Below are 12,752 nucleotides of genomic sequence, written 5' to 3'. Positions count from 1 at the left end.
GGCCCGTGCGGATTCAGGCCGCGTCGTCCTGCGCGGCGACCGGGGCGGCAGGAGCGGTGTCCGGCACCGGCTGGCCCACCCGCTCGGCTGTCGGCGAGAGGTTCGCGAGCGACGCGAGGTGCAGGTAGATCATCTCCAACTCGTCGGCCTGCATCAGCTCGGCCAGCTTGTCGCCCGGCACCGCCTTCAGACGCTCGCGGTTGACGACGCTGAACCCCGAGAGGGTCGCGCGCTGACCGGTGCGCAGGGTGAACTGCGCCTGCATCGGCTCCAGCAGGCCGAGGGCCTCGAGCCGGGCGACGAACTGCTTGGTGCGCTGGAACTGCGCCTGGTAGGCTTGCAGGAAGCCGAGCACGTTCTGGAGGTACTGGGTGCGCTCGCCCTCGGCGTCGAACAGGCGCTCGCCCCGCCCTTCGCTGTTGCAGCCGGAGAATTCCTCGTCGACGCACAGGGTGAAGAGCGCGTCCGGCGCGTTCGGATCGTCGGCCGAGAACACGAACGGATAGCGGCGCAGGAAGGCCGGAACGTACTTGCCAGTCCAGGCCCCGTCCTCGCCGACGTAGAGGTTCTCGCCGTCGCGGATGCCCAGCAGCACGACCGGGATGATCTCAGTCCCCGCTCCGCCGAACACGATGGTGTACTCGGGCGCGGCCGGCGCAAATTCCGCCGCCATCAGCGGAACGGAATTGATGTCGCGCGCGAACTCGTAATTCGTACCCGACTTGATCGACAACGTTCCGTGGCGTTGACGCGTAACCGGAACGGCACGCTCATAAATCAGAAGTTGTCTGGCCATTAATACTCACCCCGGGCATAAACTAACGCTAGGTATGTGCATCCAAGGCGCGTCGTCAGGGGTCGGACCGGCAGCGCGTCAATTTGCGTTTGCTTATACCGCCCGCCGGGCGGGAACCAAGTGCTAAAGGCGACGCTTCAGCAACATATTTTGTTAACCTTTCTGGGGGCGGCGATCGAAGTCCGTCGGGGTGCCCCTTGGGGTGCCCCTTGGGGTGTCCTTTGGCGGGCGCTCCATCGGTCCGCTCGCGGCGTCACGCCCTCGCCTGGTCCGGGCGCACGCGACCGACGCCCTGCGGCAGGGACCCTGCCCGTGGCGCCGATGCACGGCCCGGTCGTCGTCCAACCATCATGCCGAGGTGATTCGGGAGCCGGTGCGTCAGTCCGTCTCGACTCCGGGTCGCGGCTGGATAGTGTCGCGCGCATGATGATGCGCGGCGCTCCGGTCCTCCTTACTCTCTGTGTCCAAGGTGCCCTTGGGATCGCCGTCGCGCAGGAGGCCGACGACGCGGCGGGCCGGCGACGGAGCGTCCTTCCGGCGATCCGCGCCGCCACCGACTGCATCGCCCGCGAGGCATTGGCCGAGCGGGCCATCCGGGCGGCGGGCGACCGAACCCAGTTCCGCGCCGCCCTGACCCAGCCGATGCGGCGCTGCGCCGACGCGCTCGACGCCATGGTGGCGACGCACGACAGCGTCTACGGTCCCGGCGCCGGCGAGACCTTCTTCAAGGGCTCCTTCCTCAAGACGCTCCCGCACACCATCCGGCAGCGCATCGCCCCCAAACTCGCCCGGCGCAATCCCGCAGCGCCCCCGGCCGCCCCTCCGGTCCCTCCGGTCCCTGCCGCGCTCGTCGAGGCGACGCCGACCGCGGAGGCCGGCGAGGTGGTCGCGAACGAGGCTCGCCGCGCCTCCGACGATCCGGCGCCGGCGCCAAGGCCGGTCGAGGACGCCCGGGAGCCGGCGCGGACGGCCGAGCCGATTGTGCCCCCTCCCGTCGAACCCGCATCACGGCCCGTCGCCGCTCCGAACATCGGCGTCCCGCCCACCCCTCTGCCGGTCGCCGAGGACGCCACGCCCCGCGACGGCGCCATGCCCCGCGAGGATGCAACGCCGCGCGAGGATGCGACGCCCCGCGACAAACCCCGGACGGGTGAGGGGCCCAAGACCCGAGAGGAACCCAAGACCCGAGAGGAACCCAAGGCCCGAGAGGACGCCCCGACCCGCCCGGACTCTGCCGGCGAGTCCAACGCTGGCTCGCTCACCGCCCGGGTGGCCTTCGGCCTTCTCGTCCTGGTGGCGTTCGGTCTTCTCATCCGGGTGGCCTTCGGCCTGCTCCTGGATGGGGGCATGCGCGCGGTCTGGAAGGCCCGTCGCCGCAAGCCGCTCAGCCTCAAGTATGGCAGCGCCGACATCGCCGACCGCATCCTGTCGGGACGGATGTGGGAGGGAATGACGGCCGAGATGCTGCGGGACTCGTGGGGCGATCCCACCCATGTCCGGCGCCAGCTCCACAAGACGCGCACGACCGAGATCTGGCGCTATGTGCGGACCGGACGGACACGGCTGGGCAACCGGATCATCATCGAGAACGGTGTCGTGGTCGGGTTCGAGCACCCTTAGAGCGCGTCACGATCGCGTTGCCATCGCGAAGCTTCTCTCGATCGTTGATTGTGCCGCATTTTCTACGACGAGCCGATATCCATTTCGTCGGAAAATGCCATATGACTAAATATCGTCTTGAACGACTGTTAGCATCGGCTCCTTGGTCTGCATCATTGCAGTTGCGGACCGATCGACCAGTTCGGCGTTGCATGCGTCGCGCACCGACATCCCTCCGGTCCACAGCGGAGATGCCGGCCGTGAACGGCGCTCCATCCGCGACCACGATGCGCGACGCCAGGCCCCGCGGTCAGGCCGTGGCGGATCGCCAGGACGGGCGGATCGGGCGCAAAGCCTCGGCCTCGGTCCCGAACTTGCGGAGATAGGCGGTGTTCAGCCCAAGGCAGTCCCGCGAGGCGCAGGCGTGGCGGTGGACGCATTGATAGAAGCCGTTGCGCTCGAACTCGCGCCAGAAGCGCGGATCGATGTGCAGTTCGGGTTGCGCATTGACCAGGGCGTCGCCGAGGTCCCCGAGCAGGCAATGCGGGAAGTTCTTGACCTCGACGGCGCGGCCGAGGGCCCGGGCGGCGAGAACGGCCTCGCGCAGATAGGGCAGGACGTCGGTGTGGCGCGCGATCAATCCCTTCTCGTCGTCCTCCGCCATCGGGAAATAGACCCAGAATTCCATCTGGGCGAGGCGGCGCAGATGCGCGAGGCGGGCGACGATCCCGGGCAGCAGGCGGTAGCTGCGCTCGGTCACCACCGTGTTGGTGAGCGTCGCGACGCCCTCCATCCCGTCGAGGGTCTCCAGGCCGCGCAAGGCCCGCTCGAACGAGCCCGGCACCAGGGTCAGCCCGTCATGGCTCTCGGCGTCCGAGCCGGCGATGCTGACGAAGAACTCGTCGATGCCGGCCTCGACCAGGCGGCGGCAATAGCTCGGCTGGCCGAGATGCATGCCGTGAGTCTGGATCCGCACATGCGAGAAGCCGCTCGCGCGGGCGCGCCGGGCCAGGTCCGGCAGGTCGCGCCGCAGGGTGATCTCGGACCCGGTGAGGATCAGGCCGGTCCAGCAGCGCTCGCGGGCATTGCGGGCGAGCACCGCCTCGAAATGCCCGTCGCTCTCCGGCGCCAGACGGTCCATCGTGCCCTCGATCATGCAATGCACGCATTTGAGGTTGCAGCGGAACTCCATCGTCAGCGACACGTAGGCGGCGTGGTCGAAGCGGCTCATGCGGCGTGGCGGCCCATGGTCTGAGGGACGGTCAGAGCAGGCCGTAATAGGCGCTCTTGGTGACGACGAGGCGGCCGTCGGCCATCGCGTAGTCGAGGCCGACATCGAACAGCAGGTGGTCGAGGCGGCGGCGGTTGTCGCGGACGAAGCCGGTCACCGCCTCCGGATAGCCGAGCCGCTCGAAGAACAGGATCAGCTGGTCGACGGTGATGCGCGAGAAGTAGAGCCCGTCGCAGGCGCGCTTGTTGGCCACCACCACGACGCCGCAGCGGCTCAGCTCCGGCCAGAGCAGCGCGTCGAGGGAGGGGCCCGGCAGGTCGAGATGCGCCGAGCAGGCGAGCTTGGCGCGCACCTGCTCCATCTCACGGCGGGCGTCGAAGAAGGCGTAGAGGTTGTCGAAGGCCAGTCCCTCTTGCGTATAGGCATAGGACAGGCCGGAAGAGACGCTGCTGCCCGGATGCCCGATATAAAGGTTGATCCGGTCGAGGGGACGCCGTCCCTCGGCGAGGGCGTCGTCGAGATCGAGCGAGAACATGAAGTAGGGGCGCCGGGCGGGATCGGCGAGCGGGCTGGCCGCGAAGGGCGCGAGCAGCGCGAGCACGCGGCCGACCGAGACCGAGCGGTCCAGGCGGCCGTAATCGTAGAAGTAGAATTCCCAGGTCGTAACGCCGCCGCTCCGCTTGGCGCCCCAGACGGTCTGCCCCGGCCCGAGCCCGGCGCGCAGCGCGTCGCAGAGCGCGTGGAGGCGCGGGCCGGCCCCGGCGGCCGCCAGCGACTGCCAGAGCAGCGTCGCCTGCCGCAGGCGCCCGGCGGTCGGGCCGAGGGGCGGATAGTCCCACAGGCAGTAATCGGCGGTGCGGTCGCCGGGTCTCGCCCATTCGAGCCGGTCGGGCGGCAGGCCGGTCATCGCCCCTGCCCTTGCGATCCGAGATGCCAGTGCGCTCCTTGCGCCCTGACACCAGAATAGAGCGTCACGAAGGGCACCCCGTCGCGGCCGAGGCCGGCGGCGACGTGGCCGAGGGTCTCGCCGCGTCGGGCGGCGAGCGCCGCGCCGGCCTCCGCGGGCGGGACGCCGAGAGCCGCGAAGGCGCGGGCCATCGCCTCCTCCACGGCTGCGACCGTGAGGCCGGTCGCGTAGAGATTGAGATCGTAGGAGAGGCGCGGACCCGGCTCCTCGCGGGCTTCGAGGTAATGCGGCAGGCCGCGGCCCCGGGCCTGGACGATCCCCAGCACCTCCCGGGCGAGGCCGAGCGCGATGGCGCCGGTCGCCTCCGCCCCCTGTTCCAGGTGCCGGTCCAGGTGCCGGGCGATCTCGTCGGGGCTGCGCAGGCAGGGCCAGTGGTAGAGCGTCACGACCGGGTCGGCGGCCTTGAGCGGGCTCCACTTGTAGGCGCGGTGCACCAGGACCGGCCGCTCGCCCGGCTCCGGCCCGGCCCGCCAGCGCCGATCGGCCTCCGCCGACCATTCGACGTAGAGCTTGTAGAGCGGCCCGCCCGGCCCGTGCTCGAAGCCGAGATGCAGGATGTCGGCCCCCTGGATCGCCGCCGCGGCCTCGGCGCCGGCGGGGCCGGCAAGGCCGAGTTCCGCGGCGATCCGCGCGACGGTCCGGCCCGGATCGAGGCCGAGCGCCGTGCGGTGGAGGCTCAGCAGGAAGCGGTCGGCCTGGAGCCGGCCGCCGGCCGCCTTGATCGAGCCCTCGGACCCGAAGGGCTGGCCGAGGGCGAGGACCCGGTCGAGCAGGCGCGCGCCATGCTCGGACCGGCGCAGGGGCGCCAGGGGATCGGGCGCCACCGGCTCCGGCCGCAGGGCCGCCGTGGCGGCGGGCTCCGGCAGGGCCCCGTGGATGCGCGCGAGGTGCTGGGCATGGGGCATCATCGCGTCGGCCAGGCGGGCGGTGCGGTCGCGCACAGCCGCCAGGAACCGCTCGCTCTCGTGGCGGCTGGCGAGTTCGGCCGGGGCGAAGGCGCGCTGCGGCAGGTGGCCGGCGCCCGCGAGGGTGTGGAGATAGGCCGTCTCGTCGAAGGCGCCGAGCGCCTCCTCGATGCAGCCGGCCGCCTCGTAGAGATCGAGCCGGTCGGCGAGGCTGTCGGGCAGGGGCGCCGCCCGCGCCCGCGCCCAGAACGGCTCCGAGCGCCGGACGAGGCCCTCATGCAGCGCGACCGCGTCGCGCGCCGCCGCCTGGAGCCGCCCCATCCGCGTCGTGTAGGCCCGGCGCAACGGCGCCTCGACCGGACCGCGCGGCAGGTAGTCGATCAGGGCCGCGATGGCCGCGAGGATGAGGGACAGGTCGAGCCCGGCCAGGGGCGCGACCGTCCCGGCGGCGGCGCCGATCGCCACCACGTTCTCGCGCCACGGCGCGGCCCTATGCCCGAGGCGCAGCGGCGCGGCGGCGCCGGCCGCCTCCAGGCCGAGGCCGCGGGCCAGGGCGGCAGCTTCGCCGCTTCCGGCGACGAGGTGGCAGGCGGTCCGGTCGGCGAGCGGGAGGCGCGCGGTCCAGCCCGCCGCGACGCCCCGATACGCGGTCGCGGGGGTCCAGGCCGGATCGGGGGGCAGCGACAGCCACATTCCCTCGCGCCCGCCCGCCGTCTCGCCGAGCCACGGCTCCCCGAGTTCCGTCCCGATCAGCCGGCCCGCGGCGCCGCTGCAATCGAGGAACAGGTCGCCGGCGACGCGGCGCCCGTCCTCGAGGTCGACGGCGGTGACCCGGCCGAACGCATCCCGCCGCACCCCGCCGACCCGGCCCTCGCTCCAGCGGACGCCCTCCGCGCGGGCGAGATCGCGCAGGAAACCGAGCAGCGCGTCGCGATCGAGGTGGACGCCGTAATCGCCGGCCTCGACGACCGGGGAGGCGCCGTCCGGGCCGGACGGGCCCCGCGCCTCGGCGGCGAGCCGGGCATTGAGGGCGTAGTCGCCATAGGCGCCGGCCTGCCCGCCCGCGAGCGCGACGCGGACCCAGTAATGGAACAGGTCGAGCCCGTTCGGCCGCGGCCCGGTCGGGCCGAGCGGCAGCCAATGGCCGGTGCCGGCCTCGAACCAGTCCTCGAAGCGGCTGGCGAGCCGGTAGGTGCCGGCGCAGCGCCGCATCAGCACCGCCTCGTCGAGGCCCGCCCCGCGCAGGAGGCGGGTGAAGTCGGGCCCGGTCGCCACCGCCGCCGGCCCGGCGGAGCGGGGCCGCGGGCCGACGAGGTCGACCCGCCACTGCGCCCGGCGCAGGGCCGGCTTCAGGATCGCCGCCGCCAGGAGGCCGGCAAGGCCGGCGCCGACGATCACGACCCGGCGCGGCCCGTCGCGCTCCCCGGGCGTCCCGTGTCCGGTTCCGTGTCCGGGCCTCATGCGGGCCCTCCCGGCTTGACGCCCGCGATGATGTGGAACGGCATGTCGAGGGCGATGGTGGAGTTGGTCACGGCGACGAGCCCGGCCCGCCGGAACGCCTCGCGATAGAAGGCGGCGTCGCGGAAGAACGGGGCGAAGACGAGGTTGGCCGCGCTCGCGTAATCGATGGGTTGCGCCCCGAACGGCATCGGGCCGCGCTCGACCACCACGAGGCGCCCGCCGGGCGCGAGGGCAGCGGCGGCCCGCGCCACGAGGTCCGCCGCCTCCCGCGGCGGCCAGTCGTGCAGGACCGACTTGAACACGACGAGGTCGTGCCCCTCGGGCAGGGGATCGCACCGCATGTCGGTGGGCCGGAAGGCGACCCGCGCCGCCTCCGCCCGGTCAGCCAGGGTCTCCCGGCCGATCGCGCAGACCACCGGCAGGTCGACCACCGTCGCCGACAGCCAGGGCGCCCGGGCGCAGGCCCGGGCGGCGAACTCGCCGCTGTTGCCGCCCAGATCGAGCAGGCGGCGATGGGCGGCGAGATCGAGACGGTCGAGGATCGGGCCGGCCTCGTAGCGGGTCAGGCAGGTGGTGTAGGCGACCCAGGCCCGGGTCGCCGCGAGGTTGTCCGGCGTCACCGCGAAGCAGCGGTCGTAGCGGAACAGCGCGAAGGTGCGCGCATCCGTCATGAAGCGCGCGGGATCGTCGATGAAGGCCGGAAACAGGCGCCGGAGATCGTCCGAGACCATGTCCAGGAAGGCGAGCTTGGCCTCCAGCAGGTCGCGGCAGGGCAGCACCGCGCGGAATTCCGGGGTGAGCGCCAGGCTGCCGTCCGGTGCCGGCGCGATCACCCGGCCGGAGGCCAGAAGCCCGAGGAGCAGCGAGAGCCGCTCCGGCGCGAGGCCGGTCAGCGCCGCGAGGGCCGCCGGCGTCGCTCCGCTCCGCGCCAGCCGGTCGATCAGGCCGCGGTCGAGGGCGGTCGCCAGCGCGCGCGCCTCGAATTCGTGGCGCAGGAAGCGCTCGATGCCGAGAAAGGCCATCGCCGGCAAGGCACTCTCCGGCAAGGCACTCTCCGGCAAGGCTCTCTCCGGCAAGGGCCTGTCCGCCGCCCCGGATGCGGGCGCGGCAGCAGCAGCGGAGGCGCCGGGACGGTCCGGTAGCGGCATGCGAGACTCTGGGTCGATCCGATACTGGCACCGGGTCTTGCCTGCCGCACAGGAAGCGCGCCTGGCGGACAGACGGAAGCAGTGTTCCGCCCGGCGTCGTGATTCCAGTCTTGCGCGGAACCGGCGAACCAATCAAGGGTACTGGGGCCGACTCACCCGGTGGACAGGACGACGACGGACGACGGGGCCCGTCGCCGCCGGCTGATGCGCGCCGACTCACACCATCTCACGCAGAGAGACGGTCAGACTTCCGATGCAGAACGGACCCGATTCGACGAAGAGCCGCGCCATCATCTGGCGCGAGAACGACATGGTGACCCAGTTCGCGAACGTCGTGAACGTCCAGGGCACGCGCGAGCAGGTCGATCTGTTCTTCGGCACCAACCGCACCTGGAACGTGAGCGAGGCGTCCGACGTGGTGGTCGACCTGTCGAACCGCATCATCCTTACCCCCCTGGCGGCCAAGCGGCTGCTCTCGGTGCTCTCCGGCGTCCTCGGCGAGTACGAGAGCCGTCATGGCCGCCTCGACATCGAGAGCTGATCCCCCGCCCCCGCCGGTGTGATCCCGGATTCCTGATGTCATCGGACTGACGAGCGATGAGCAACGGCGTGGCGGCGGACAAGGGCGGCGACGCCGCCGTGAGCGACGAGCGGCTGCCGGTCCTCGAATCGGCCCTGTGGCAGCGGCTCCAGGCCGCCGCCACCTTGGAAGCCGCCGCTGCGGCCTGGCTTCCCCTTCAGACCCAGTCGCTTCGCCACGCGCAGAGCGGCATCGTGCTGGCCGGGGCCGCGCTCACGCCGCTCGCAGTCTGGCCCGCCGGCCCCCGCGACGACCTCGTCGCCGCCGCGCGTCTCGCCGTCGCCGAGAAGCACCCGATCGTCCAGGAGCCGAAATCCGGCGAGGGGGCCGCGCTCATCGCGGTGCCGCTCGCCGAGGACGAGGGTGGCGACGTCTTCGGCTGCGTCGCCTTCCGGCTCGCCCTCCGCGACCGGGATTCCTTGCGCGCGGCGATCCGGCAGGTGCAATGGGGCTGCGCCTGGCTCGCGGCCAAGCGCGGGCTCGCCGCCGGGCGCGACGACCGCCGGCAGCTCGCCCGCACCCGCGCCACCCTCGACCTGCTCGCGGGCGCCCTGGAGCAGGAGCGCTTCAAGGCCGCCTGCATGGCGGTGGCGACCGACCTGGCGATCGCCTTCCACTGCACCCGGGCGGCGGTCGGGTTCTCGCAGGCGGGCCAGACGCGCGTGGCGGCGATCTCCCACACCGCGCAGTTCGAGCGTGCGATGAACCTCGTGCGCAAGCTCGGCGCCTGCATGGACGAGGCCCTCGACCAGCGCAGCCTCGTCCTGTTCCCGGCCTCGCCCGGGGACGGCGCGGTGACCCGGGCCCATGCCGACCTCGCCCGCCTGCGCCATGACGGGCGGGTGCTGACGGTGCCGTTCATGGCGGGCGACCATTTCGCCGGCGCCTTCACCCTGGAGCGGACCGGCGAGGCCCCCTTCGACGAGGAGACGATCGCCCTCGTCGCCGCCGCCGCCGCGGCGATCGGCCCGGTCCTCGACGAGAAGCGGCAGAACGACCGCTGGCTCGGGGCCAAAGCCTGGGAGGCCGGGGCGGGTTTGGTGCGGCGCGTGGTCGGCCCGCATCACGCGGCCCTGAAGCTGTCGCTCGCCGCGGCGATCCTCGCCGGGCTCGCCCTCGCGACCGTGACGGCGGATTACCGCGTGACCGCGGATGCGCGGGTCGAGGGGCTGGTGCGCCGTGCCGTCGTCGCGCCCTATGACGGCTATCTCAAGGTCGCGGAGCACCGGGCGGGCGACACCGTGCGCAAGGGCGATCTCCTCGCCGCGCTCGAGGACCGCGACCTCGTGCTGGAGCGCCTGCGCTGGGTGACGGAGCGCCAGCAACGCCGGTTCGAGTACGACAAGGCCCTGGCGACGCGCCAGCCGGCGACGATCAACGTGGTCCGCAGCCAGATCGAGCAGGCGGAGGCGCAGATCACCCTCGTCGACGAGCAGCTCTCGCGCCTCAAGTTCTTCGCGCCCTTCGACGGGCTGATCGTCTCGGGCGACCTCAGCCAGGCGATCGGCGGGGCGATCGGCCGGGGCCAAGTGCTGTTCGAGGTCGCGCCCCTCGACGATTACCGCGTGGTGATCATGGTGGACGAGCGCTTCATCGCCGACCTGCGCGAGGGCCAGACCGGCCAGATGCTGGCAAGCGCGCTGCCCGACACCCCCTATCCGATCGTGGTCCAGACCATCACGCCGGTCGCCGAGGTCAGGAACGGCCGCAACATGTTCCGGGTCGAGGGCCGGGTCACCGCAACCGCGACCCGCCTGCGCCCGGGCATGGAGGGCATCGCCAAGGTCGAGATCGACCGGCGCCTGCTCGCCTCGACTTGGGCCAGACCAATCCTCGACTGGCTTCGCCTCGCCGTCTGGCACTGGCTGCCGTGAGGAACGCGCCGTGCACTCGCTGTTCAGCCAGTCCTGGTACCGCGTCGCCGCGCTGAAGCCGCGCCTGCGCAGCCATGCCGAGATCCACCGCCAGCGCTTCCGCGGCGACGTCTGGTACATCCTCCAGGATCACCAGACCGGCCGTTTCCACCGGCTGTCGCCGGCCGCCAACCTGATCGTCTGCCTGATGGATGGGCGCCGCAGCGTTCAGGAGATCTGGGAGATGGTGGTCGCCCGCAACGAGGACGACCCGCCGACCCAGGACGAGACCATCCGGCTGATCTCGCTGCTGCACGGCTCGGATCTCCTCGACGGCGCCTTCCCGCCGGATTTCGCCGAGCTTTTGGAGCGCTCGGACTCGGTGGCGCGGCGCAGCCTGGTCGCACGGCTGCGCAACCCGCTCGCCCTGCGCTTCCCGCTCTTCGACCCGGATGCCGCGCTCGACCGGCTGGCGCCGCTCTACCGGCCCCTGTTCTCGATGCCGGGGCTCCTCGCCTGGCTCGCCATCGTGCTGACGGGGCTGGTCGTGGTCGGGCTACACTGGAAGGAGGTCACGGGCGACTTGGCGACCCAGCTCCTGTCGGCGCAGAACCTCGCCGTGATGGCCTGCCTCTATCCGGTGGTGAAGGCGCTGCACGAGGCCGGCCATGCCTGCGCGGCCAAAGCCTGGAACGGCGAGGTGCACGAGGTCGGCGTGATGCTCCTCGTGATGATCCCGGCTCCCTATGTCGACGCCTCCAGCACGGCAGCCTTCGGGTCGAAATGGCAGCGGATGGTGGTCTCGGGCGCCGGCATCCTGGTGGAGATGCTCCTGGCCGCGGTCGCGACCCTGGTCTGGGCGACGGTGGAGCCCGGCCTCGTCAAGGCGGCGGCCTTCAACGTGATGGTGATCGGCGGCGTCTCGACGCTGGTGTTCAACGGCAATCCGTTGCTGCGCTTCGACGGCTACTACATCCTGGCCGACCTGATCGAGATCCCCAATCTCGGGGCCCGCGCCAACCGCTACGTGTTCTACCTGATCCAGCGCTACGCGCTGAAGATCGAGAGCGCCGAGAGCCCGGTCACCGCTCGCGGCGAGCGGCTGTGGATGGTCGCCTACGCGGTGAGCGCCTTCCTCTACCGGACCACCGTCTCGCTGGCGATCGCCACCTTCGTGGCGACGCAGTTCTTCGTCGTCGGGGTGCTGCTCGCCGCAGCCGCCCTTGCCGGGATCGTGCTGCAACCGCTCGTCAAGGGCGCCCGGTTCCTGCTGACCGACCGCAAGCTCGACGGCCGGCGCGGCCGGGCCCTGCGGGTCACCGGTGCGGCGCTGGCGGTCCTGATCGCCGGGTTCTTCGCGGTTCCCCTGCCCTATGCCACCACCGCGCAGGGGGTGGTCTGGGTGCCCGACCGCTCGGAAGTGCGGGCGCGCACCGACGGCATCCTGGCCGAGTTCCTCACCGAGCCGGGCCGCCAGGCCCGCCAGGGCGACACCCTGGCGCGGCTCGACGACCCGGCCCTCGACGCCCGGGTCGCGCTGCTGGAGGCGCAGCTCGGCGAATTGCGGATGCGCTACGACGCCGCCCGCCTGGAGGACCGCGTCCAGGCCGGGATCCTGGAGGAGCAGATCTCCAGCGCCGAGCAGACCCTCGCGGTGTTCCGCGCCCGGGCCGCCGACCGGGTGCTGCGGGCCGAGCGGGACGGCCGGCTGGTGGTGCCGGGAGCGGCCGACCTGCCGGGCCGCTACTTCCGCCGCGGCGACCGCATCGGCTTCGTCCTGCGCGCCGACGATCCCGTGGTGCGGGTGGTGGTGCCGCAGGCCGACGTGGACCTGGTGCGCAGCCGGCCCGGCCCGGTCGCGGCGCGCTTCGCCGACAGCCCGCAGGTCCGGCACACGGCGACGATCCTGCGCGAGGTGCCCGGCGCCCAGAGCGAGGTTCCGAGCCTCGCCCTCACCCCCCAGGGCGGCGGCGTGATCCCGGTCGACGCCACGAGCGGCGACAAGCCGAAGGCGCTCCAGAGCATCTTCGTCTTCGACGTGCAGGTCGCGGGCGGCATTCCCCTCGACGTCATCGGCGAGCGGGTCCATGTGCGCTTCGACCACGGCAGCGAGGCGATCGGCTGGCGGCTGATCCGCAGCCTGCGCCAGCTCTTCCTGAGCCAGTTCGGTGTCTGAGGCGCGCGTGTCCGAAGCGATCATGTCCAGGGCGAT

Annotated in this window: 9 protein-coding genes; 4 read left to right on the top strand and 5 right to left on the bottom strand. The window is 72.2% G+C overall.

Annotated elements, in window-relative coordinates; genetic code table 11:
• Positions 1-13 precede the first annotated feature (13 nt).
• Positions 14-796, bottom strand: coding sequence for a SapC family protein (locus VP06_RS29260; RefSeq protein WP_048467333.1), 783 nt, complete (start codon positions 794-796; stop codon positions 14-16).
• A 423-nt stretch (positions 797-1,219) separates the two neighbouring features.
• Here VP06_RS29260 and VP06_RS37435 point away from each other — a divergent pair, with 423 nt between their 5' ends.
• Positions 1,220-2,416, top strand: a complete 1,197-nt coding sequence (locus VP06_RS37435) for a hypothetical protein (RefSeq protein WP_063928465.1) — start codon at positions 1,220-1,222, stop codon at positions 2,414-2,416.
• 289 nt (positions 2,417-2,705) lie between these two features.
• Here VP06_RS37435 and VP06_RS29245 read toward each other — a convergent pair whose 3' ends face one another.
• Genes VP06_RS29245 through VP06_RS29230 form a run of 4 tightly spaced genes read right to left on the bottom strand, consistent with a single transcriptional unit; the run spans position 2,706 to position 8,020 of the window.
• On the bottom strand, positions 2,706-3,626 hold the full coding sequence (locus VP06_RS29245; protein ID WP_048467332.1) for a radical SAM protein: 921 nt from the start codon (positions 3,624-3,626) through the stop codon (positions 2,706-2,708).
• Between the two features lie 31 nt (positions 3,627-3,657).
• On the bottom strand, positions 3,658-4,533 hold the full coding sequence (locus VP06_RS29240; protein WP_048467331.1) for a hypothetical protein: 876 nt from the start codon (positions 4,531-4,533) through the stop codon (positions 3,658-3,660).
• Complete coding sequence (locus VP06_RS29235) at positions 4,530-6,959, bottom strand: tryptophan 7-halogenase (protein ID WP_048467330.1); 2,430 nt, start codon at positions 6,957-6,959, stop codon at positions 4,530-4,532. Before VP06_RS29235 ends, VP06_RS29240 begins: the two co-directional genes overlap by 4 nt.
• A complete protein-coding gene (locus VP06_RS29230; RefSeq protein ID WP_245291361.1) occupies positions 6,956-8,020 on the bottom strand; it encodes a methyltransferase in 1,065 nt (354 codons plus the stop codon). Before VP06_RS29230 ends, VP06_RS29235 begins: the two co-directional genes overlap by 4 nt.
• A 340-nt stretch (positions 8,021-8,360) precedes the next feature.
• Here VP06_RS29230 and VP06_RS29225 point away from each other — a divergent pair, with 340 nt between their 5' ends.
• Genes VP06_RS29225 through VP06_RS29215 form a run of 3 tightly spaced genes read left to right on the top strand, consistent with a single transcriptional unit; the run spans position 8,361 to position 12,716 of the window.
• A complete protein-coding gene (locus VP06_RS29225) occupies positions 8,361-8,648 on the top strand; it encodes a DUF3467 domain-containing protein (protein ID WP_048467328.1) in 288 nt (95 codons plus the stop codon).
• Positions 8,649-8,704: 56 nt separating this feature from the next.
• Entirely contained in the window at positions 8,705-10,561 is a 1,857-nt protein-coding gene (locus tag VP06_RS29220) for an efflux RND transporter periplasmic adaptor subunit (RefSeq protein ID WP_048467327.1), read from the top strand.
• A 10-nt stretch (positions 10,562-10,571) separates the two neighbouring features.
• Complete coding sequence (locus VP06_RS29215) at positions 10,572-12,716, top strand: biotin/lipoyl-binding protein (protein WP_048467326.1); 2,145 nt, start codon at positions 10,572-10,574, stop codon at positions 12,714-12,716.
• Positions 12,717-12,752: the final 36 nt, after the last annotated feature.

This window comes from Methylobacterium aquaticum (assembly GCF_001043915.1).
Taxonomy (GTDB): Bacteria; Pseudomonadota; Alphaproteobacteria; order Rhizobiales; family Beijerinckiaceae; genus Methylobacterium; species Methylobacterium aquaticum.
This window is presented reverse-complemented; position numbering and strand designations above follow the sequence as displayed.